A 20,402-nucleotide genomic window follows, 5' to 3' on the forward strand; every position below is an offset into this window, starting at 1 on the left:
TCTGTCTCCGCCCGGTGCGGGCGTCAGCTGCTACGCTTAATGGTCTGTTGCTCACACAATAAGGCCAAGGTTATGAAGATTGATTTATCGGGGAAAGTCGCGCTGGTCACCGCCTCCACGGCAGGCATTGGTTTTGCTATCGCCAAAGGGCTGGCGGCCAGCGGCGCGGAGGTGGTAATTAACGGGCGCAGCGAACGCAGCGTTAACGCGGCCATCTCCCGCTTACAAAACGAAGTTCCCGGCGCCAGAACGCGTCCGGCGGTCGCCGATCTGAGCGGCGCGCAGGGCGTGAATCAGCTGCTGCAGGCGCTGGTCGGCATCGATATTCTGGTCAACAACGCCGGCATCTATGGCCCGCAGGATTTCTATGAAACCGATGACGAGACCTGGGAAAACTACTGGCAGACCAACGTGATGTCCGGCGTGCGCCTTACGCGCGCCCTGCTGCCGGCGATGGTGCAAAAAGGCTGGGGCCGGGTGGTGTTTATCTCTTCGGAATCGGCGCGCAACATTCCGGCGGACATGATTCACTACGGGGTGACCAAAACCGCCCAGCTGTCGCTGGCGCGCGGGCTGGCGAAATACGTCGCCGGCAGCGGCGTCACCGTCAACAGCGTGCTGCCGGGCCCCACCCTTTCCGACGGCTTTGCCGAAATGATGAAAGAAGAAGTCGCCAGGACCGGGAAACCGCTGGAGCAGCTGGCGAAAGAGTTTGTCATGGCCCATCGCCCCGCGTCGGTGATTCAGCGCGCGGCATCGGTGGAAGAGGTGGCGAATATGGTGGTGTACGTCTGCTCGACCCAGGCCTCGGCGACCTCGGGTGCGGCGCTGCGCGTTGACGGCGGCGTGGTGGACGATATCGTCTGATGACGCGACGCCCGTCCGCCGGCTAGCGGTCGGGCGTTTTTGACGACTCTTTTACGGTGGTCATTTCGTACTTACCCTCAGGATCCATCGCGTTGACCGCTTTTTGCAGCTCCGCCAGCGCAAACTTGAGGGAGGCAACCTCCTCTCGCAGCGCCTGCACTTCCTGTTCCTGAGTGGTACCCCGGCTGGTTTTGGGGAACGCTTCGAAGACGTCCTCTTCGAAAAACATACGAACCTGACGATTATCAACGTTGACCAGCTGGTACTTCAGCCGGCCGCTGTTGATCGCGTTATAGATAGTTTTACGACTCACCATCGCTAACTCTATGACGTCGCTGATTCGTAACATCTTGTCCCTCTTCGCTTCCGGCATCACCGTATTGAGCTCATCAATTTATCTTACTGCGTGACGATGGCATCGGTGAACACTTTTGCAATCTCCTCTGGCGTCATTTTAACGATTTCGTTAACGCGATCGCTATCGGCCAGTAAGGCGAACAAGGATTGAATAATTGCCACCTTTTCGCAAGTTTTATCAATTGCCATCATCACCACGATCTGCGGAACTACCGCCTCCTCAGGCTCATCGGTACGCTGGAACTCAACGCCCGCGAGGTTAATGCCAATGGCAAAACCGGTGCGGTTGACGTGCTCAAACTCGGTATGCGGGATGGCGACGCTGTGGGTCTCCATAAAAATCCCCGTCGGATAGACCTTTTCCCGCTCCAGCACCCCTTCGCTAAAGCTCGGCTTGACCAAACCATCGGCCTGCAGGCTTGCCGCCAGGCGGGTCAGCAACGCCGTCCGGCTGACCGCCTCGGTGAACTTCACCACGCGCTGTGCGCTAAACATCATTTGCCCACCTCTGCGTTCGCTTCAGCTATCTGCCCGTTTTCCTGCGCCAGCTTGCGGCGGTTCCACAGCACCAGGGCGATGGTGCACAGGGTCAGGATCCCCACGCCAATCTCTTTTAAATGGAAGCTCTGGATGATAGCCCACGGCAGCATCGCTCCGGCGTAATCCACGCTGCTGATGCTGGTGGTGCCCTGCGGCAGAGAGAAGCCGGTACTCACCGCCGTGCTGGTGACGATCGGCGCCAGGTTGGTGCCGATCAGCAGCGCCAGGCTGAGCGTCAGCAGACCGGTAAGCAGCGTGCGGAACATATCGCCACGGCACACCGCGGTAACCAGCACAAAGGCAAACGGCAGACCGGTTAACGAGGCGAAGGGCAGGAACTGGTTGCCCGGAATAATCGCCGCCAGCACCAGCATAATGGGGATCATCAGCATCGATACCGACAGCGTCACCGGATGACCAACGCTGACCGCCGAGTCGAGGCCGATGGCAATTTTACCGAACGAGCCGGCGCGCGACTGGGCAATTTCCTGAATACGCTCGCTGATCGGATAGACCCCTTCCATCAGCATTTTAGCCATTCGCGGAATAATGGTCATCACCGCCGCCATAGTAATCGCCGTTTGTAAAATGGCCTTCACTTCAATACCGGCAATAATTCCCAGCAGCGCCCCGATAATTGCGCCAAGCGATGCCGGACCGCCGAGAATAGATAGCCTTTTCTGAATAACCTCGGTATCAATTTTAATATCGCGAATCACCGGAATACGATCGACAATCGCATTGACCAACCATGCCGCCGGAACAAATGATGCGGAGAAACCGTGCGGCACGGAAATAGACGGCAGGTTCAGGTATTTTTCGACATCGCCGCTGGTACGGTCGGCAATAACCATCGTGATAATACAGTTAATCGCAGCTGCGAAAATACCCAGCCAGAGGCTATCGGTAATAATCGTGACCAGCGAACCGGTAAACGCGTGGTGCCACAGGTTCCAGATATCGACGTTCAGCACCCGGGTGGTTTTGCTGTACAGCATCAGCACGTTAATAGCCACGCACACCGGAATGACCAAGGCGCCGACCCGCGTCCCCATTGCCACCGCCGCCGCAGCGGGCCAGCCCACGTCCAGCACGGTGAGGTTCAGGCCAAAGCGTTCCACCAGCGCATGGCTGACCGGCGTCAGGGAGTCGATCATCAGATTAACGGTAATGCTTAAGCCGATAAAACCAATCCCCACCATTAAACCAGCTTTAAGGGCTTTGCTGAGCGACAGACGTAATATCAGTCCGAGGATCATAAATATTAGCGGCATCATCACTGAAGCGCCCAGGCCCACAATATAATCAACAATAAACATGGCTTAACCCTCGGCGAGAATTAATTCTTTCACGCTGCTGAAAACTTTATCGGTGCCCATGCCGGTCAACAGCGGCAGAGCGTTAATAACCGGAACGGAAAGCGCAACGGGTGAAGTCGAGACAATAAAATCAATATCATCACGCGTTTTAGCTTCCGCCACGGTGCCCTGCGAAATACGCACCTTAGCGACGAGATTTTCTTTTTTCAGGAACTCCTGCAGCTTGTTTAACGCAACGGTGCTGGTTGCTACGCCAGCGCCACAACAAATCATCATGTGTTTCATGAGTATTCCTCTCCGTTTTGGTTGAGAGGATTAAATCATGACGGCGGGTTAAGAATTGTGATCAGTGTGTAATTTTACACACTGAGTACACATAGAATGAGATTAAACACATAACACATTGATAGTAATTAATATTTATTTAAAGCGTCTCTTCTACCCCTTCACGCCGGTGGCCTGGATATAGCGCTGGGGCGAAACGCCCAGCTTTTTGCGAAACATGGCGATAAACGCGCTGGCGCTGGCGTAGCCCAGATCGTTTGCCAGGGTGCTCACCGCCACGCCGCGGGCCAGATTACACACCGCCTCCAGCAGGCGAATTTGCTGACGCCATTCGGAAAAACTCAAATGCGTCTCTTCGCGAAACAGCCGCGCCAGGGTCCGCTCGCTGGCCCCCACCTTTTGCCCCCACCAGGCAAGGGTCGCCGCGTGATCCAGCTCGCGACAAAGCGTATCGCACACCTGACGCACCCGGCGGTCGCTGGGCAGCGTCACGTGGCACAGGGCGCAGGCAGGCAAACGCGCAAGCTCGTCGCTCAGCAGGGCGTAAACCAACGCCTGCCGCTCCGCCGTCAGCCCCTCTTCGAAGCCGGCGGCGATAAGCGCTTGCAGCAGCGGCGTAGCGGACAGGCCGCGGCAGCGGTCGCCGAACTGTCGGGACGCCGGAGGCGTTAAATAGAGATTTTGCGTTACCACGTGGTCAACCGCCTGCAGGCCGTGCGGCAGGCCGCCAGGCAGCCAGATGGCGCGCCCCGGCGACAGCAGCCAGATATGCTGCGGGGTAACAATTTTCGCCACCCCGCGCAGCGGGTAGATCAGCTGCCCCTGTTCATGTTGATGAACCGGCTCTTCGCTGCCCGGGGTGTACTTCAGCTGGCGCAGCCCTTCAATCGCGTGCTGGGTTGTCATCTTCACCTGCCCTTTGTCTGATTCTCACCATTTGTGCTTACTGCTGCGTTTAGAGACAACTTTTGTCCGAATGGCGACATCCAGGTGACCAGTGGCGCCATTCTGCCACGGACGGTCTTCTCTTTTAAAGGTGAATAATTATCATTTCCATCCAATTCTAATAACAGTCGGAAATGCTATGAGACAGATTGGCAAGCTTTTCAGGGATAAACCGTTGAAAGTACTGGCATGTACGATCATCGCAGGATACAGCGGGCAGGCCTTCACTGCGGATAACGGGCAGGATAGCACAAAAGAACAGACGATGGTGGTCACCGCCGCTCCCGACGTCCAGGGGCAGGATGACGAAAGCAATATCGTCCCCCATAGCGCGACGGCGGCCAGCAAATCCAGCCAGCTGATTAGCCGCACCGCGCAAAGTATTGCGGTCGTCACCCAGGCGCAAATTGCCGCCCAGGCGGCGAAAACGATCCCGGAAGCGCTGCGCTACGTCTCCGGCGTCTCGTCGGAAAGCTCCGGACCGGATACCCGTTTCGACACCATTATGGTGCGCGGATTTGAAGCCGATGAGTATCTCGACGGCCTGCGTCTGCCGCGCGAAGCCTGGTGGAGCCGGCCGGCGTGGGACCCGTTCCTGCTGTCGCGCATCGAAGTCGTCAAAGGCCCGGCCTCGGTGCTTTACGGCCAGGCTAACCCCGGCGGGATCGTCAACATGGTCAGCAAGACCCCGCAGGCCGAACCCGGCGGCCAGGTGTACGTCACCGCCGGCAACAATAACCTGTTTGGTACCGGCTTCGACGCGACCGGGCCGCTGAATGATGATAAAACCCTGCTGGGCCGCGTCGCGGGCACCTTTTTCGATACCGAAACCCAGGTCGATCACACCCGCTATCAGCACTATGCCATCGCCCCGTCGTTAACCTGGCAGCCGAGCGATCGCACCAGCCTGACGCTCCTGGCGCAGCTGCGCAAGGACCCGGACAGCGGCTTCTACAACCAGATGCCGGTCTCCGGCACGCTGACGCACAACCCGAACGGCCAGATCTCCTCCAGCTTCTACGGCGGCCAGCCCGGATTCGATAAATACGAGCGCAAGCAGGGCAGCATCGGCTATCAGTTCCGCCACGACTTCAACGATACGGTCACCTTCCGCCAGAACCTGCGCTATATCAGCAGCACCGGCGACTACCTGATGGTCTATCCGTGGGGCGCGCACGCCGACGCGCCGCTGATTGACCGCTATTCGATGAACCTGAAAGAGACGATGGTCAACTTCGCGGTGGATAACCAAGCGGAATTCCATCTGCAAACCGGCCCGCTGAAGCACACCCTGCTGGCCGGTATTGACCGGATGCACAGCTCGGTGCGCAGCCAGTCCGGCTACGGCGACGCCAGCCCGATCAACTATCGCGATCCGGACTACAGCACCCCGGTGGAAAAGCCGCCTTTCGACAGCAGCACCCACTCGACGATGGATCAGACCGGCCTCTATTTGCAGGATCAGCTGGAGTGGAACAGCTGGATCATGAGCCTTGCCGGGCGCTACGACGCGGCGAAAACCAAAAGTACCGACCTGCTTACCGACGTGCGCAGCGAGCGTAACGACTACGCCACCACCGGCCGCGCCGGGCTGCTCTACCACTTCGATAACGGCCTCGCGCCCTACGTCAGCTACTCCACGTCGTTCGTGCCGAGCAGCAGCAGCGATTTCTACGGACGCGCCTTTAAGCCCACCGAAGGTAAGCAGTCGGAGATTGGCCTGAAGTACGATCCGGTCGGCCTCGACGCCCTGTTTACCCTCGCGCTGTTTAACCTGCGCGAAACCAACGTCGCTACGCCCGATCCCGATCACGCCAACTTCAGCGTGCAGACCGGCGAGATCCGCTCCCGGGGGATCGAGCTGGACGGGAAAATCAACATCACCCCGGCCTGGTCGGTGCTGGCATCCTGGGCCTTAACCGATCCGCAGGTCACCAGCGCCAACGACGGCAGCGAAGGCAAGCATCCGGTAGGGATTGCCCGCAACAGCGCCAAACTGTGGACGCAATATGCGCTCAGCGGCCCGCTGGACGGCTTCTCAATCGGCGGCGGCGTGCGCTACGTCGGCAGCAGCTACGCCACCACCGATAACAGCCTGAAGGTCCCGGCCGCCACGGTGTACGATGCGCGATTGGGCTATCAGTGGCGCGAGTGGGGCGTGGCGCTTAACGCCGCCAACCTGACCAACAAAACCTATCTCGCCTCCTGCCAGGATAACGGCTGCGAATATGCGATGAAGCGCCAGCTGGTCGCCACCGTGAACTACAAGTGGTAACCATGCTTTCACGACGCAGGTTGTTAACCGCCGCTCTGCTGGCCCCCGCGCTGTCGTGGGCCAGCGGTACGCCGGTGCCGCAACGGCTGGCGGTGCTCGACTGGGGGCTGGCAGAGACGATCCTCGCCCTCGGCGTGACGCCGGCCGGCGTTTCGGCGCCGGCGTGGTATCGCAAACTGATCCCTACCCCCGCCCTGCCGCAGACGGTGCAGGACCTGGGGCTGCTGTTTCAGCCGAACCTCGAAACCCTCTACGCGCTGCGTCCTGACCGCATTGTGGTCACTCCCCAGCACGTCCTGCTCAAGCCAGCCCTCGAAAAGATAGCCCCGATCCTGACGCTTCCCGCCCACGGGCTGGGCGCGTTTATCGAATCCACGCGCCGGCTCGGCGCCACGCTGCAGCGCCAGGCGCAGGCGGAGAGCCTGCTCGCCCGCCTGCATCAGCAAATCGCCCGCGCCCGCGGCTACGCGCAAACCCTGCGCCAGCCGGTGATATTCGCCGCCCCGGTCGATGCCCTGCACCTGCAGCTCTATACCAGCGGCAGCCTGCCGGGCGACGTGCTGGCGGCCTGCGGCATGCGCAACGGCTGGCCCGGCGGCGGCGGGGCGGAGGGGAACGTGCTGATGGAGCTGACCCGCATCGCGACTCTCGACGCGCGGCTGATCCTGCTGGTGGCCGAAGAGCGGCGTGAAGCGCTCGCCCGCTGGCGGCAAAGCCCGCTCTGGCAGCGCCTGCCGCTGACGTCGCGCTATCCCATCGGGCTGATTGAGCAGCCCATCAGCGACGCCGGGGCGCTGATCACCGCCGGGCGTTTTGCCGATATTTTCAGCCAGCTGATGGCGGGGTGGCGCGATGCCTGAATCCTTTTCCCGCCGCCTGTCGTGGGGCGTCATCGGCATCCTGTGGCTGATTTCCCTGCTGCTGGCGGTCAGCGACGTACTGCATCAGGGCGGATTTCATGCGCTGTTCAGCGCGCAAAACGCGCGGCCGCAGGCGATTATCCTGCACGGCATGTGGCTCCCGCGCCAGGGAATGGCCATCGTCAGCGGCGCCACCCTCGGGCTGTGCGGCTGGCTGATGCAGCGCGCGCTGCGTAACCCGCTGGCGGAGCCGATGACCCTCGGCCTGACCTCGGGAGCGACCCTGGCTATGGGGCTGGCGTCGCTGTGGCTGCCGACGCTAACGGGCGGGCCGCGGATGGCGGTGATTATCGGCGGCGAGCTGGCGGCGCTGCTGCTGGTGCTGCTGCTGAGCTGGCGCCAGCGCCTCTCCCCGCTGGTGATGATTCAGGCCGGCATGATGATCAACCTGTGGTGCGGAGCGCTGACGATGCTGATCGCTATCGTCAACGACCGCTTTCTGCTGACCGTCCTGATGTGGGGCGGCGGCTCTCTGGCGCAGGAAGATGGTCATCTGCTGCTGACGCTGCTGCCGTGGCTGGCGCTGTGCATGCTCCTGCTGGCCCTGCTGTTCCGCCCGCTGGAGCTGCTGCAGCTGCCGGAAACGATGGTCAGCGGCCTCGGCGCCTCGCCGCTGCGCATTCGCGGCGCCGCGGTCGCGCTGGCGCTGGCGATGAGCGCGCTGATTATCAACGCCGTCGGGGTGATTGGCTTTCTCGGCCTCGCCGCGCCGCACCTTGCGCGCTTTGGCGGCGCCCGCACGTCGCGCCAGCTGATGCTGCATAGCGCGCTGACCGGCGCCGGCCTGCTGTGGTTTACCGACCTCTGCGTGTCAAAGGTTTCTCTGTTCAACGGCCAGCTGCTGCCGGTGGGGATGCTGACCGCGCTAACCGGCGGGCCGCTGCTGATCCTGCTGGCGCGCCACGCCCGCCAGCACGGGATTGATACCTCCCCGCCGCCGCTGGTTTCGGCGCGCTCCGCCGGCCGCTGGGTGCCGTGGGCGGCGGCTCTGACGCTGGCGGCGGCAATAGTGATTTCGCTGTTCCTCGGCCACGGGCTAAGCCACTGGCACTGGGCAACCCGCGGCGAACTGGCGCAGCTGCTGCCGCTGCGGATACCTCGGCTGCTGGCGGCCATCAGCGCCGGCGCCCTGCTGGCCGCAGCGGGAGTCCTGATGCAGCGGGTCAGCGGCAACCCGCTGGCCAGCCCGGAAGTGCTGGGCATCGGCGGCGGCGCGGCGATGGGAGTAACGGTCTATATTCTGCTGTTCCCCGCTCAGGGAAGCGGTTTTCTGCTGCTCAGCAGCCTGGCCGGGGCGCTCATCAGCCTGCTGCTGACGATGTGGAATAGCCGCCGCAGCGCCTTTAATCCGCAGCGGGTATTGCTCAACGGTCTGGCGCTGAACGCCCTTTGTCAGGCGGCGGTGAGCATCGTGATGCTCAACAACCTTGCCGCCAGCTCGATACTGCTGCCGCTGATGACCGGCAGCACCTACTACATCAGCGCCCCGCTGGCTCAGGTTTTATTTATCGCCACCCTGATCCTGCTGGCTCTGACGCCGCTGTTTCGCCGCTGGCTGGTGCTGCTACCGCTGGGCAGCGTCGCCGGCTCGCTGGGCGTTTCCCTGCCCCGTGCCCGCCTGGGCGTGCTGGCGCTGGCGGCAGTCATGACCGGACTGGCTACCCTGCTGGTGGGCCCGGTGTCGTTTATTGGCCTGCTGGGGCCGCATCTGGCGCGCCGGCTCGGGGTCAAGGGGCCGCTGGCTCAGCTGTACGCCGCGGCGCTGCTGTCGGCGGGCATTATGACGGTCGCCGACTGGCTAGGGCGCAATGCGCTCTATCCGCGCCAGCTGCCGGTTGGGCTGGTGGCATCGCTTATCGGCGTTCCGCTGCTGGTCTGGCCGCTGATCCGCTCCAGGGCCCATCGTCAATCCGCATAACGCGTTGTGAGCAATGAATAAGGAATTTCGCATGTCGGTGTTGTTGATTTTATTTCGAATGGTCGGCGGCTGGCTGCTGCTGGCGGTGGTCGCCGGGCTGATTAGCGGTTTTAGCAACGCCTCGCTGCTGGCCATGATTAACCACAGCCTGACGCTGCCGCAGACCGAGCGCTGGCTCGGGCCCGGCGTCCAGTTTGCGCTGCTGGCGCTGCTGATGCTGGCAACCCGCGTGATCTCGCAGACTACCTTTATGTATCTCGGCCAGAAGGTGAAAGCCCGCCTGCGCGGCGAGCTGACCCGGCAGGTCAGCGAAACCCGCTGGCTGCAGCTGGAGAAGTCCGGGATGAGCAAAACGATATCGGTGCTCACCCAGGACCTCGACACCCTGGTGGTGTTTTTCGTCAGCCTGCCCAACCTGTTCATCTACGGCGCGGTGATCGCCGGCTGCCTAGTTTATCTCGCCACGCTCTCCGCCAGCGTCCTCGGGCTGGCGCTGGCGGCAATCGCCCTCGGCAGCCTCGGCTATCGCGCCGCGCACGGTCGGGCGATGGGGCTGCTGCGCCAGTCGCGGCAGCGGGAAGATACCCTGATTCAGCAGTGCAAAAAGCTGTTCGACGGCGGACGCGAATATCGGCTTAACGCCGACCGTCGCCGTCGGTTTGTCTCCGGCGAGCTGGCCGATAATATCGAGGCCGTGCGCCGGCAGCGTACCCGCGGCTACGTGCTGTACGGACTCGCCACCAGCTGGGGCAGCATTTTGTTCTTTGCCTTTATCGGCCTGGTGCTGTTCGGCCTGCGCGATCTGCTGCTGCTGGAGCCGGCGACCATCACCGGCTACGTCATGATATTTCTGTATATGATTGTGCCGGTGGAGGGTGTGCTGTCGTCGCTGCCGACCCTCGCCAGCGCCAGGGTCGCGCTGCAGCGGGTGCAGCAGCTGCGCGACGATCTGCCGCCGGAGCAGCCGCAGCGCCCCTTGCCTGTTGAACCCTTTCGCTCCCTGGCGCTGGAAGAGATCCGCTATCGGTACCAGGGCGAAGATGGGGAGCGCTTCACCCTCGGCCCGCTCGATATGCGCTTCTCCCCGGGCGAGCTGGTGTTTATCGTCGGCGGCAACGGCAGCGGTAAAACCACCCTCGCCAACCTGCTGGTGGGACTCTATCCGCCGGATAGCGGCGCGATTGTGCTTAACGGCCGCGCCGTCGCCGGCGACCAGCAGGAGGGCTATCGCCAGCTATTCTCGGCGGTATTTAACGACTTTTTCCTTTTCGACGACGTGGCGTTTGTCCACGAGCGCACGGCGGAGCAGGTTAACCATCTGCTGCTGCTCCTGAAGCTGCAGCACAAGGTCCGCTTTGCCGAGGGGCGTTTCTCAACCACCGCCCTGTCGCAGGGACAGCGCAAGCGGCTGGCGCTACTCCAGGCGTGGCTTGAGGAGCGCCCGCTGTACCTGTTCGACGAGTGGGCGGCCGATCAGGACCCGGAGTTTAAGGCGGTGTTTTATCTTGAGCTCCTGCCGATGCTGAAGGCCGAGGGCAAAACCATCGTCGCCATCACCCACGACGATCGCTACTTCCACCTCGCGGACCGCATTATCAAGCTGGAGTCGGGGCGGATCGTATAGGTGCCTCAGGGTTGGCGCTTAGCACGCGCGCCGCACAGCAGCGCCGCCAGCGCCGCCATCACCGGAACCAGCGAGCCCCAAAGTACGGCGTTCCAGCCGAAGAGATTCATCAGCGCGCCGGAGGCGAAGGCCCCCACCATCATCACGCCGAAGACGATAAAGTCGTTCAGCGACTGCACCTGGGTTTTCTCTTCCGGACGATGGAAATCCATAATCTGCGTCGAGGCGCCGGTGAAACCGAAGTTCCAGCCGATGCCCAGCAGAATGAGCGATATCCAGTAGTGCATCACCTCGGTCCCGGCCAGCCCAACCAGCACCGACAGCGCGAGAAGAGCCAGCCCCGCCTCATTAATTCGCCCGGCGCCAAAGCGGGCGATGAGCCTGCCGGTAAAAAAGCCGGGGCCGTACATCGCCACCACGTGCCACTGAATGCCGAGGTTCGACGCCTGCTGAGAAATCCCGTGCAGGTGCATGGAGAGCGGCGCGGCGGTCATCAGGAAGTTCATCACCATGTAGGCCACCGCCCCGCTGAATACCGTGCGGGCGAAACCAGGCTGGCGCACGATCTCCCCGAGCGGGCGGCCGCCGCTCCGCGCCTGGGCCACCGGCTCTGCGGACTTGACCCCCAGCAGCACCAGCGCTGAAACCGCCGCCACCGCGCCCTGGGCAATAAAGGTCATGGCGAAGGTATGCGCCGGCCACAGGTTCATCGTGCCGGTCACCAGCATCGGCCCAATCACGCCTGCGGCCACGCCGCCGCCCATTACCAGCGACAGCGCCCGGGCGCGGCGCTCAACGCCGACGCCGTCCGTGGCGGCAAAACGAAACGAGACCGCCACCGCCGCGTAGGCTCCGCCCAAAAATGCCGCCACGCAAAATAGTCCAAATGCGCCGAGCACCACCGCCAGAGCGGCCAGCAGGCCGGTCAGGACCCCCGCGCCGGTTCCCAGCATAAAGACCGCCTGGCGCCCGCGCTTTCTGGCAAGAAAGCCAAACGGTAAAATGCAGGCCGCCATCCCGAGGACAAAAATGGCGATCGGCAGCGTGGCAAGGGTGCTATCGGGGGCAATGGCGTTGCCGACAATCGCCCCGGTGGCGTAAAAGACCACCGAGTTGGCCCCCGCCAGCGCCTGAGCCGTAGCCAGACGGATAATATTGTTGTTTTGCTGCCTGACGGGCAGGGTTATCTCAGCGTTCATAAATTTTCGTTATCCGGTTTCGATGCGGCCGCAGCGCGCCTGCGCGGCGGGTAAAACAGTCACTTTACCCGGCAACGAGACAATCGCCAGCGCCTATTCGTGAATTTTCCACTTCTGCTTGAGCACATTTTTATCCTGGCTATCCAGCCAGCGGTTGACCTTCTCCAGCAGCGGCTGATTATCCTTTTTCATCATGTACACCTTAAAACTGGCGGTTCCCGGGAAGGGCCGTTCGTTGGCGACGCAAAAGACGCCGGGCTCTTTATTCTGGTAATAGATGCCCTCAATCAGGTCGGTCACCATCATATCGGCGGTTTTCTGCCGCAGCGCTTCCAGGTTATCAACGTTGTTTTTCACCCGGATAATCTGCGCATGTTTAATATGCGCATCAACATAGCTTTGATTGGTACCGCCGGGGTTCACAATCACCTTCACGTTCGGCCGATCGATTTTTTCGAGGCTCCCCAGCGCCGGCGCGGCCATGCAGCTGGCGAGGGCAATTTTGCCGTTGGTGACCACCGGATGGCTGAGGGCGAAATCTTTGGCCCGCTCCGGCGTTTCGGTGACGCCACCCATGGCGATATCAAACTTATCGGCCTGCAGATCGCCCGACAGAGTCGGCCAGCTGGTCTGCACGAACGTCACCTTAAGGCCCAGCTTCTCGCCAAGATCTTTTGCCATATCAACGTCATAACCGAGCAGCTCGCCGACGCCATTATGAAACGCCAGCGGGGCGTAATCTCCCGGCACGCCGACCTTCAGCTCGCCGCTTTGCTGAATTGTTTGCATATCACGTGCCAGGCTACTGCAGGCAATGCTCGCCAGCGCCAGGGCAATACAAACCTTAATCTTCATACAATCATCCTTATTAATTAGTCAGTTATGTTAATTCTTCACGCCTGATGTCCGCCGGTTTTCTTTTTTCGTTAACGGGCATTAATGATAATTTTGTTAACCATATGTTTTCTTTTTGTGATGCACAACCAGGAAATGTTGCACCTTCTTTGTGCATATTTTGGCGAAAATCTACGCTCATAGTTCGCCTGCCTCCACTCTTTTCCCCGTAATACCGCAAACGACGGTGTTCCGTAATAGATGGCATGCATCGTGCTTTGTTAGCTGAGTAACAGCGGAATGGTTTATGAGAGCCAAATATCACCGGGGGTAAGGATGAACGATAATAGCGATGGGCTGTTTCGCACCATTGAGGCGACCTTTAGCCAGCTGACGCCTAGCGAAAAGCGCATCGGCAGCTGGCTGCTGAGCCATCGCCAGCATATCCCCTTTGAGACCGCGGACAGCATTGCCCAGGCGACCGGCACCAGCGGGATCACCGTCGGCCGCTATCTGCGCAAGCTGGGCTACCGCAACCTCGACGACGTCAAAAACAGCCTGAAGGATCGCGCGCCGGTGCCCTATAAACATTGGGGCGTCATCGATCGCCTCGACTCCTGGGAGCAGCAGCAGGCGCAGCCCGACCGCGCCAGCCTGTCGCTGCAGATGGAGTTTGACGCTATCCGCTACGTCTACCAGCTGGCGCAGGAAGAGACCTTTGCCCGCATCAGCGAACGGATTGCGCAGGCCGACACGGTGATTGTGATCGGCATTCAGTCAACGCGCGGTCTTGCCAACGCCTTTTTTAGCCATCTTGAATACCTGCGCCCGCGGGTGACCTACGCCGACGGCAGCTCCGGCAGCTGGCTGGAGGCGCTGAACTCCGAATATGAGCATCCTTATGTAGTGATCACCGATACCCGCGCCTACTCCAGCACCGCCCGCCAGTTTTGCCGGGTGGCCGCCGACCGGCGCATTGCCACCGCGCTGGTGACCGACATCTGGTGCCCGTGGGCCCGCGACTATCCGCTCGATCTGCTGCAGGTCAAAACCGATACCGGCCACTTTTGGGATTCGCCCGCGCCAATCAGCTGTCTTTTCAACCTGCTGCTCTCGGCGGTGGTCGAACGGCTCGGCCCGTCGCTGTCGCAGCGCCTGGCTGAGAACCGCGCGCTGCAGCAGGAATTTGGTCAATTTGAACGTGAATAAGCGCCTGCTCGCCAGGCTCCAGGACAGGAAATAACAGATGAATCAGCAAGTCTCTCTGGTCGATATCCGCGCGCGGTTTCCGGCGCTCCCCGTCGACCTCAAGTACGCCAGCGCCGATAACATTACCGGCCAGCCCATTTATGCCGAAGCCCGCTGCCTGCTGCACCCGGATGCGGCGGCGGCGCTGGAGAAGTCTCTGCGCATCGCCCGGCTGGCCGGCCTGACGCTGCTGGTTCTCGATGCCTATCGTCCGCAGCAGGCTCAGCAGCTGCTGTGGAACGCCTGTCCGAATCAGGACTACGTGGTGCCGATTGCGCTGGGTTCGAACCACAGCCGCGGTACCGCCATCGATGTGACGTTACTCGACGAAAACGGCCAGCCGCTGGATATGGGCACCGCCTTCGATGAGATGGACGACCTGTCCCACCCTTACCACCCGGCGCTTCCCGAGGCCGCTCAGCGTAACCGCCTGCTGCTGAACGCCATTATGTTTGGCGGCGGCTTTAAGGGTATTTCCACGGAATGGTGGCACTTCGAACTACCGGACGCGGCCGGTTATCCGCTCCTTGATGATGTTTTTGCCTGCCTGGCCCCGGCCAGGACTGACGGAGTTACGCCATGAAAATGATTCGCACCCCCTTAACCGCTTTTCGCCCACTGCTGCTGGCCGTCGCGCTGGCCGCCGCCGTCGCGCCGGCCTATGCCGCGGTCCCCAAAGATATGCTGGTCATCGGCAAAGCCGCCGATCCGCAGACCCTCGATCCAGCCGTGACCATCGATAACAACGACTGGACGGTCACCTACCCGGCCTATCAGCGGCTGGTGAAATACAAAACCGATGACGGGAAAGGTTCGACGGACGTCGAGGGCGAGCTGGCGGAGAGCTGGCAGGTCTCCGATGACGGTAAAACCTGGACCTTTACGCTGCACAAAAGCATGCAGTTTGATGACGGCTCGCCGGTCACCGCCGAGGCGGTCAAGCTCTCGTTCGAGCGCCTGATGCGCATTAAGCAGGGTCCTTCGGAAGCCTTCCCGAGCGGGCTGAAAATTGAAGCCGTCGATCCCACCACCGTCCGCTTCACCCTGCCGGAGCCTTTCGCTCCGTTCCTGCATACCCTCGCCAACGACGGCGCGTCGATCGTTAACCCGGCGGTGCTGAAGGCCAACGCCGGCGACGACGCCCGCGCCTGGCTGGCGGAGCATACCGCCGGCTCCGGCGCCTATATGCTGCAGCGCTGGCAGAAAGGCCAGCAGCTGGTGCTGGTGCCCAACCCGCACTACAGCGGCATTAAGCCGGTCTTTAAGCGGGTGACGGTGAAGATTATCGGCGAAAGCTCCGCCCGCCGCCTGCAGCTAACCAAGGGCGATCTGGATATTGCCGATGCCCTGCCGGTAGACCAGTTCGCGGCGTTGAAAAAAGAGGATAAGGTCGCGGTGTATGACTATCCGGCGCTGCGCGTCACCTACCTGTACCTTAACAACGGCAAGGCGCCGATGAATCAGGTCGATCTCCGCCGCGCCGTCTCCTGGGCCACCGACTATAAAGGGATGGTCAGCGGGATCCTCGGCGGCAACGGCAAGCAGATGCGCGGCCCGATCCCGGACGGCATGTGGGGCTATGACGCCAGCGCTATGCAGTACTCCCTCGATATGGATAAGGCCAAAGCCGCGCTGGAGAAAGTGGCGGATAAGCCGAAAACCCTGTCGTTCCTCTACTCCGATAATGACCCGAACTGGGAGCCTATCGCCCTCTCCACCCAGGCGAATCTGCAGGCGCTGGGTATCCAGGTGAAGCTCGAAAAGCTGGCTAACGCCACCATGCGCGAGCGGATTGGCAAAGGGGATTACGACATCGCCATCGGCAACTGGAGCCCGGATTTCGCCGACCCCTATATGTTCATGAACTACTGGTTTGAGTCGGATAAAAAAGGGCTGCCGGGCAACCGTTCATTCTATGAAAATCCTCAGGTTGACGCCCTGCTCAAGAAGGCGGTCTCCACCGCCGATCAGGCGCAGAGAACCGCGGATTATCAGGCGGCGCAGAAAACGGTTATCGATGAGGCCGCCTACGTCTATCTGTTCCAGAAAAACTATCAGGTGGCGATGAACAAAGAGGTCAAAGGCTTCGTCTTTAACCCGATGCTCGAACAGATCTTCAATATTGCCGAGATGCACAAATAGCGGGCCGCACCTTAACCTTGTGATGCCGGGCAGCCATCGGCCCGGCAGAGGACGTCATGATGAGTTTCTGGGGTTTACTACGACAACGCAGCTGGGGACTGATCCTCGTCGTCGCCGGCGTATGCGCAATCACGTTTATTATTTCGCACCTTATTCCCGGCGACCCCGCGCGGCTGCTGGCGGGCGATCGCGCGAGCGATGAGATCGTGCGCCATATTCGCCAGCAGCTGGGGCTGGATTTACCGCTCTGGCAGCAGTTTTTGCACTACGTCAACGCGCTGCTGCACGGCGACCTCGGCACCTCTATCCGTACCGGTCGCCCGGTGCTGGAGGATCTGAAAACCTTTTTCCCCGCGACGCTGGAGCTGGCGATATGCGCGCTGTTTATCGCCCTGGTGGTCGGCATTCCGCTCGGCGTGCTCTCGGCGGTGTACCGCAACCGCTGGACCGATCATCTGGTGCGCCTGATGGCGCTGACCGGGATTTCCACCCCGGCGTTCTGGCTGGGGCTGGGGGTGATTGTCCTGTTTTACGGCAAGCTGAACTGGCTGCCGGGCAGCGGACGCCTTGACGACTGGTTTGACCCGCCGACCCACGTGACCGGTTTCTATCTGATCGACTCGCTGCTGGAAGGCAACCTGGAGGTGTTCTTTAACGCGCTTCAGCACCTGGTTCTGCCGGCCACCACCCTGGCCTTCGTCCACCTGGGAATTGTTGCCCGCCAGATTCGCTCGGCGATGCTGGAGCAGCTCAGCGAAGATTATATCCGCACCGCGCTGGCCAGCGGCCTGCCGAAGTGGACCATCGTGATGCGCTACGCGCTGCCCAATGCGCTGATCCCCTCGGTCACCGTGCTCGGCCTCGCGCTGGGCGACCTGCTGTACGGCGCGGTGCTAACCGAAACCGTCTTCGCCTGGCCCGGGATGGGCGCCTACGTGGTCTCCTCGATTCAGGCGCTCGATTTCCCGGCGGTGATGGGGTTCGCCGTGGTGGTGTCATTTGCCTACGTGCTGGTCAACCTGCTCGTTGACCTGCTCTATTTATGGATAGACCCGCGTATGGGTCGGGGAGAAAGCTAAGTGATGATGACCCAGGAACGTCCCGGCGTCGGCGTGAAAATCAGCCGCAGCCACGCGTGGAAACGCCGCCTGTGGCTGATACGTAAAAGCCCGCTGACGCTGATCGGCGGCGGCATTATGCTGATCATGCTGTTCCTGATGATCTTCTCCCCCTGGCTGGTGCCGCACGATCCCAACGCCATCGATCTGACCGCCCGCCTGCAGGCGCCGTCGCTGAGCCACTGGTTTGGCACCGACGAAGTGGGCCGGGATCTGTTTAGCCGGGTGCTGATCGGCAGCCAGCAATCGATCGCCGCCGGGCTGGCGGTGGTGCTGATCGCCGGGATCGGCGGCTCGCTGCTGGGCTGCCTCTCCGGGGTCCTCGGCGGGCGCAGCGATGCGCTGATCATGCGGCTGATGGATATCATGCTGTCGATCCCCTCGCTGGTGCTGACGATGGCGCTGGCCGCCGCGTTAGGCCCCAGCCTGTTCAACGCCATGCTGGCGATCGCTATCGTGCGGATCCCCTTTTACGTCCGCCTGGCGCGCGGGCAAACGCTGGTCGTCCGCCAGCACAGCTTCGTGGAAGCCTCCGTGACCTTCGGCGCCTCCCGCTGGCATCTGATCAGCTGGCATATCCTGCGCAATGCGCTGCCGCCGCTGGTGGTGCAGGCTTCGTTGGATATCGGCAGCGCCATTTTGATGGCGGCGACGTTAGGCTTTATCGGCCTCGGCGCCCAGCAGCCGACCGCCGAATGGGGGGCGATGGTGGCCAACGGCCGCAACTATGTTCTCGATCAATGGTGGTACTGCGCCTTCCCCGGCGCCGCCATCCTGATTACCGCCGTCGGTTTTAATCTGTTTGGTGATGGGATTCAGGATTTACTGGATCCGAAGTCCGGAGGACGCAGCTAATGAATAACCGGGTTCTGACTATCGATAACGTCCGTTTAAGCTTCCCTGTCTACCAGGGCGCGGTGCATGTCCTGAACGCCGTCTCCCTGCATATCGACCGCGGTGAAATTGTTGGCGTGGTGGGCGAGTCGGGGTCGGGGAAATCCGTTACCGCGATGCTGGCGATGCGTCTGCTGCCGCCGGGCAGCTACCAGATTCACAGCGGCCAGGTAACCCTGATGGGCGACGATATCCTCGGCGCAACGGAAAAAGAGATGCGCGATATTCGCGGTCGCAAGGTGGCGATGATTTTCCAGGAGCCAATGACCGCCCTGAACCCGACGCGGCGGATTGGCAAACAGATGGTGGACGTTATCCGCCAGCACCATCCGCTCTCCGCCCGCGAGGCGCGCGCCAGGGCGGCCGCTCTGCTGGCGGATATGCAGATCGCCGACCCGCAGCGGGTGATGGAGCGCTACCCCTTCGAACTCTCCGGCGGGATGCGCCAGCGGGTGATGATCGCCATCGCCTTCTCCTGCGAGCCCGACCTGCTGATTGCCGACGAACCCACCACCGCGCTGGACGTCACCGTCCAGCGCCAGGTCCTGCGTCTGTTAAAACAGAAAGCGCGGGCCACGGGAACGGCGGTGCTGTTTATCAGCCACGACATGGCGGTGGTTTCCCAGGTCTGCGATCGGCTGTACGTTATGTACGCCGGGGCGGTTATCGAAAGCGGTTCGACCCCGCAGGTGCTGCACCATCCGCTGCATCCCTACTCCGTTGGCCTGCTGAACAGCGCCCCGGATAACGGCGAACCGCGATCGCCGCTGCGATCGATTCCCGGCACGGTGCCAAATCTCGCGCGCCTGCCGGGCGGCTGCGCCTTCCGCGAACGCTGCTTCGCCGCCGGCGAGGGCTGCGGGATCGCCCCGATGCTGCGGCTAATCGAACCCACCGAACAGCAGGCGGCCTGCTGGTATCCGCAACGGGAGAACGCCCATGTCTGACCGGCTATTAACGCTGAACGATGTTCATCTTAACTTCCCGGCGCGCAAGAACTGGCGCGGTAAGGTCGTCGAGCGCGTCTATGCGCTAAACGGCCTGGATATGACGGCATATCGCGGCGAAACCCTGGGCATCGTCGGTGAATCGGGCTGCGGGAAAAGCACCCTCGCCAGGCTGCTGATGGGCATGCTCAAACCCTCTTCCGGCCAGTTCGAACGCGGCGGAGACTCCGCTGCCGGGCGCTCCGCCGGCAGCATGCAGATGGTCTTTCAGGACCCGCTCTCCTCTCTGGATCCGCGCCTGCCCGTCTGGCGGACTATTACCGAGCCGGTGTGGATCCAGTCCCGGCCCAGCGAGAAGGCGCGGCGCGAGCTCGCCGAACGGCTGGCGCTACAGGTTGGGCTGCGCCCGGAGTACCTCGACCGCCTGCCGCACGCCTTTTCCGGCGGCCAGCGGCAGCGCATTGCGATCGCCCGCGCGCTGTCGGCGAAGCCGGATATTATCGTGCTGGATGAGCCCACCTCGGCGCTGGATATTTCGGTGCAGGCGCAGATCCTCAATCTGCTGGTTGAGCTGCAAAAACAGCAGAACCTGACCTTCGTGCTGATCTCGCACAACGTCTCGGTGGTGCGCCATATGAGCGACCGCGTGGCGGTGATGTATCTCGGGCAAATCGTGGAAATGGGTGAGGCGCGTCAGGTCCTCGACGCCCCGGCTCATCCCTATACCCGGCTGCTGATGGATTCGGTGCCGCGCATTGGCATGCCGCTGGGCGACGCGCCGCGCAACACCGAGCTGCCCGGCAACCGGCATCTGCCGGAGGGCTGCTATTTTCGCGATCGTTGCCCCTTCGCCAGCGCAGGCTGTGAAAAGCCGCAGCCGCTGCGCCCGCTGGCTAACGGCACCTCGGCCCGCTGCTGGCAGGCGGAGGCCCTTGCCCGCGGCGGCGTAAACTAAAAAAACCCGCCACCT

The 20,402-nt window shown here is 61.7% G+C and carries 20 protein-coding genes; 12 read left to right on the top strand and 8 right to left on the bottom strand.

From position 1 onward, the window contains the following. Positions 1 to 72 precede the first annotated feature (72 nt). Positions 73 to 867 (top strand): SDR family NAD(P)-dependent oxidoreductase, encoded by a 795-nt coding sequence (locus NWP14_RS20290; protein WP_375215874.1) that lies wholly within the window; start codon positions 73 to 75, stop codon positions 865 to 867. 22 nt (positions 868 to 889) lie between these two features. Here the strand turns inward: NWP14_RS20290 and NWP14_RS20295 are convergent, their stop codons facing one another. The 5 genes from NWP14_RS20295 to NWP14_RS20315 all read right to left on the bottom strand — a co-directional run bounded on the left by NWP14_RS20295 (position 890) and on the right by NWP14_RS20315 (position 4,274). Further along, positions 890 to 1,216, bottom strand: a complete 327-nt coding sequence (locus NWP14_RS20295; RefSeq protein WP_095098266.1) for a hypothetical protein — start codon at positions 1,214 to 1,216, stop codon at positions 890 to 892. Positions 1,217 to 1,266: 50 nt separating this feature from the next. Continuing rightward, the gene (locus NWP14_RS20300; RefSeq protein WP_132513201.1) at positions 1,267 to 1,722 is read right to left on the bottom strand and encodes a PTS sugar transporter subunit IIA; all 456 of its coding nucleotides are present in this window, start codon (positions 1,720 to 1,722) and stop codon (positions 1,267 to 1,269) included. After that, positions 1,719 to 3,083 carry a PTS galactitol transporter subunit IIC gene (locus NWP14_RS20305; RefSeq protein WP_375215875.1) on the bottom strand — a complete coding sequence of 455 codons (1,365 nt, stop codon included), beginning with the start codon at positions 3,081 to 3,083 and terminating at the stop codon, positions 1,719 to 1,721. The genes NWP14_RS20300 and NWP14_RS20305 overlap by 4 nt, the downstream gene beginning before the upstream one ends. A 3-nt stretch (positions 3,084 to 3,086) precedes the next feature. After that, on the bottom strand, positions 3,087 to 3,368 hold the full coding sequence (locus tag NWP14_RS20310; RefSeq protein ID WP_375215876.1) for a PTS sugar transporter subunit IIB: 282 nt from the start codon (positions 3,366 to 3,368) through the stop codon (positions 3,087 to 3,089). Positions 3,369 to 3,521: 153 nt separating this feature from the next. Then, a complete protein-coding gene (locus NWP14_RS20315) occupies positions 3,522 to 4,274 on the bottom strand; it encodes a helix-turn-helix domain-containing protein (protein ID WP_095098278.1) in 753 nt (250 codons plus the stop codon). Positions 4,275 to 4,488: 214 nt separating this feature from the next. On the opposite strand from NWP14_RS20315, the gene NWP14_RS20320 reads away from it, so the two are divergent. From NWP14_RS20320 to NWP14_RS20335, 4 genes are read left to right on the top strand one after another with little or no spacing between them, the layout of a single operon-like run. Then, positions 4,489 to 6,588, top strand: a complete 2,100-nt coding sequence (locus NWP14_RS20320) for a TonB-dependent siderophore receptor (protein WP_375215877.1) — start codon at positions 4,489 to 4,491, stop codon at positions 6,586 to 6,588. Between the two features lie 2 nt (positions 6,589 to 6,590). Beyond that, entirely contained in the window at positions 6,591 to 7,448 is an 858-nt protein-coding gene (locus NWP14_RS20325) for an ABC transporter substrate-binding protein (protein ID WP_375215878.1), read from the top strand. Then, positions 7,441 to 9,426, top strand: a complete 1,986-nt coding sequence (gene fhuB, locus NWP14_RS20330) for a Fe(3+)-hydroxamate ABC transporter permease FhuB (RefSeq protein ID WP_375215879.1) — start codon at positions 7,441 to 7,443, stop codon at positions 9,424 to 9,426. Before NWP14_RS20325 ends, fhuB begins: the two co-directional genes overlap by 8 nt. A gap of 31 nt (positions 9,427 to 9,457) precedes the next feature. Beyond that, positions 9,458 to 11,050, top strand: coding sequence for a cyclic peptide export ABC transporter (locus NWP14_RS20335; protein ID WP_375215880.1), 1,593 nt, complete (start codon positions 9,458 to 9,460; stop codon positions 11,048 to 11,050). Positions 11,051 to 11,055: 5 nt separating this feature from the next. Here the strand turns inward: NWP14_RS20335 and NWP14_RS20340 are convergent, their stop codons facing one another. The 3 genes from NWP14_RS20340 to NWP14_RS20350 form a co-directional block, all read right to left on the bottom strand. After that, positions 11,056 to 12,249 carry an MFS transporter gene (locus NWP14_RS20340; protein WP_375215881.1) on the bottom strand — a complete coding sequence of 398 codons (1,194 nt, stop codon included), beginning with the start codon at positions 12,247 to 12,249 and terminating at the stop codon, positions 11,056 to 11,058. A 93-nt stretch (positions 12,250 to 12,342) separates the two neighbouring features. Then, a complete protein-coding gene (locus NWP14_RS20345) occupies positions 12,343 to 13,104 on the bottom strand; it encodes a transporter substrate-binding domain-containing protein (protein WP_375215882.1) in 762 nt (253 codons plus the stop codon). A 25-nt stretch (positions 13,105 to 13,129) separates the two neighbouring features. After that, complete coding sequence (locus tag NWP14_RS20350) at positions 13,130 to 13,285, bottom strand: hypothetical protein (RefSeq protein ID WP_157349161.1); 156 nt, start codon at positions 13,283 to 13,285, stop codon at positions 13,130 to 13,132. A gap of 134 nt (positions 13,286 to 13,419) precedes the next feature. On the opposite strand from NWP14_RS20350, the gene NWP14_RS20355 reads away from it, so the two are divergent. Genes NWP14_RS20355 through NWP14_RS20385 form a run of 7 tightly spaced genes read left to right on the top strand, consistent with a single transcriptional unit; the run spans position 13,420 to position 20,387 of the window. Beyond that, positions 13,420 to 14,292, top strand: a complete 873-nt coding sequence (locus NWP14_RS20355) for a MurR/RpiR family transcriptional regulator (RefSeq protein ID WP_375215883.1) — start codon at positions 13,420 to 13,422, stop codon at positions 14,290 to 14,292. 37 nt (positions 14,293 to 14,329) lie between these two features. Then, on the top strand, positions 14,330 to 14,914 hold the full coding sequence (ddpX, locus tag NWP14_RS20360; RefSeq protein WP_095098302.1) for a D-alanyl-D-alanine dipeptidase: 585 nt from the start codon (positions 14,330 to 14,332) through the stop codon (positions 14,912 to 14,914). Between the two features lie 2 nt (positions 14,915 to 14,916). Then, positions 14,917 to 16,473, top strand: coding sequence for an ABC transporter substrate-binding protein (locus NWP14_RS20365; RefSeq protein WP_375215973.1), 1,557 nt, complete (start codon positions 14,917 to 14,919; stop codon positions 16,471 to 16,473). A gap of 59 nt (positions 16,474 to 16,532) precedes the next feature. Further along, on the top strand, positions 16,533 to 17,552 hold the full coding sequence (locus tag NWP14_RS20370; RefSeq protein ID WP_095100063.1) for an ABC transporter permease: 1,020 nt from the start codon (positions 16,533 to 16,535) through the stop codon (positions 17,550 to 17,552). Further along, positions 17,553 to 18,446, top strand: a complete 894-nt coding sequence (ddpC, locus tag NWP14_RS20375; protein ID WP_095098305.1) for a D,D-dipeptide ABC transporter permease — start codon at positions 17,553 to 17,555, stop codon at positions 18,444 to 18,446. Further along, complete coding sequence (locus NWP14_RS20380; RefSeq protein WP_375215884.1) at positions 18,446 to 19,432, top strand: ABC transporter ATP-binding protein; 987 nt, start codon at positions 18,446 to 18,448, stop codon at positions 19,430 to 19,432. The genes ddpC and NWP14_RS20380 overlap by 1 nt, the downstream gene beginning before the upstream one ends. Beyond that, a complete protein-coding gene (locus NWP14_RS20385; protein WP_331833937.1) occupies positions 19,425 to 20,387 on the top strand; it encodes an ABC transporter ATP-binding protein in 963 nt (320 codons plus the stop codon). The genes NWP14_RS20380 and NWP14_RS20385 overlap by 8 nt, the downstream gene beginning before the upstream one ends. The last annotated feature ends 15 nt before the right edge of the window (positions 20,388 to 20,402 follow it).

Source organism: Klebsiella sp. C349492, from assembly GCF_042055345.1.
GTDB classification, from domain to species: Bacteria; Pseudomonadota; Gammaproteobacteria; order Enterobacterales; family Enterobacteriaceae; genus Klebsiella; species Klebsiella scottii.

Excerpts from the sequence above, each read along its gene's own strand:
- NWP14_RS20350 (WP_157349161.1), bottom strand. The coding sequence starts at position 13,285 with ATGAGCGTAGATTTTCGCCAAAATATGCACAAAGAAGGTGCAACATTT.
- NWP14_RS20315 (WP_095098278.1), bottom strand. The coding sequence starts at position 4,274 with ATGACAACCCAGCACGCGATTGAAGGGCTGCGCCAGCTGAAGTACACC.
- NWP14_RS20325 (WP_375215878.1), top strand. The coding sequence starts at position 6,591 with ATGCTTTCACGACGCAGGTTGTTAACCGCCGCTCTGCTGGCCCCCGCG.
- NWP14_RS20380 (WP_375215884.1), top strand. The coding sequence starts at position 18,446 with ATGAATAACCGGGTTCTGACTATCGATAACGTCCGTTTAAGCTTCCCT.
- NWP14_RS20300 (WP_132513201.1), bottom strand. The coding sequence starts at position 1,722 with ATGATGTTTAGCGCACAGCGCGTGGTGAAGTTCACCGAGGCGGTCAGC.
- ddpX (WP_095098302.1), top strand. The coding sequence starts at position 14,330 with ATGAATCAGCAAGTCTCTCTGGTCGATATCCGCGCGCGGTTTCCGGCG.
- NWP14_RS20355 (WP_375215883.1), top strand. The coding sequence starts at position 13,420 with ATGAACGATAATAGCGATGGGCTGTTTCGCACCATTGAGGCGACCTTT.
- NWP14_RS20385 (WP_331833937.1), top strand. The coding sequence starts at position 19,425 with ATGTCTGACCGGCTATTAACGCTGAACGATGTTCATCTTAACTTCCCG.
- NWP14_RS20345 (WP_375215882.1), bottom strand. The coding sequence starts at position 13,104 with ATGAAGATTAAGGTTTGTATTGCCCTGGCGCTGGCGAGCATTGCCTGC.
- NWP14_RS20335 (WP_375215880.1), top strand. The coding sequence starts at position 9,458 with ATGTCGGTGTTGTTGATTTTATTTCGAATGGTCGGCGGCTGGCTGCTG.
- NWP14_RS20290 (WP_375215874.1), top strand. The coding sequence starts at position 73 with ATGAAGATTGATTTATCGGGGAAAGTCGCGCTGGTCACCGCCTCCACG.
- fhuB (WP_375215879.1), top strand. The coding sequence starts at position 7,441 with ATGCCTGAATCCTTTTCCCGCCGCCTGTCGTGGGGCGTCATCGGCATC.
- NWP14_RS20365 (WP_375215973.1), top strand. The coding sequence starts at position 14,917 with ATGATTCGCACCCCCTTAACCGCTTTTCGCCCACTGCTGCTGGCCGTC.
- NWP14_RS20305 (WP_375215875.1), bottom strand. The coding sequence starts at position 3,083 with ATGTTTATTGTTGATTATATTGTGGGCCTGGGCGCTTCAGTGATGATG.
- NWP14_RS20295 (WP_095098266.1), bottom strand. The coding sequence starts at position 1,216 with ATGTTACGAATCAGCGACGTCATAGAGTTAGCGATGGTGAGTCGTAAA.
- NWP14_RS20310 (WP_375215876.1), bottom strand. The coding sequence starts at position 3,368 with ATGAAACACATGATGATTTGTTGTGGCGCTGGCGTAGCAACCAGCACC.
- NWP14_RS20370 (WP_095100063.1), top strand. The coding sequence starts at position 16,533 with ATGAGTTTCTGGGGTTTACTACGACAACGCAGCTGGGGACTGATCCTC.
- NWP14_RS20340 (WP_375215881.1), bottom strand. The coding sequence starts at position 12,249 with ATGAACGCTGAGATAACCCTGCCCGTCAGGCAGCAAAACAACAATATT.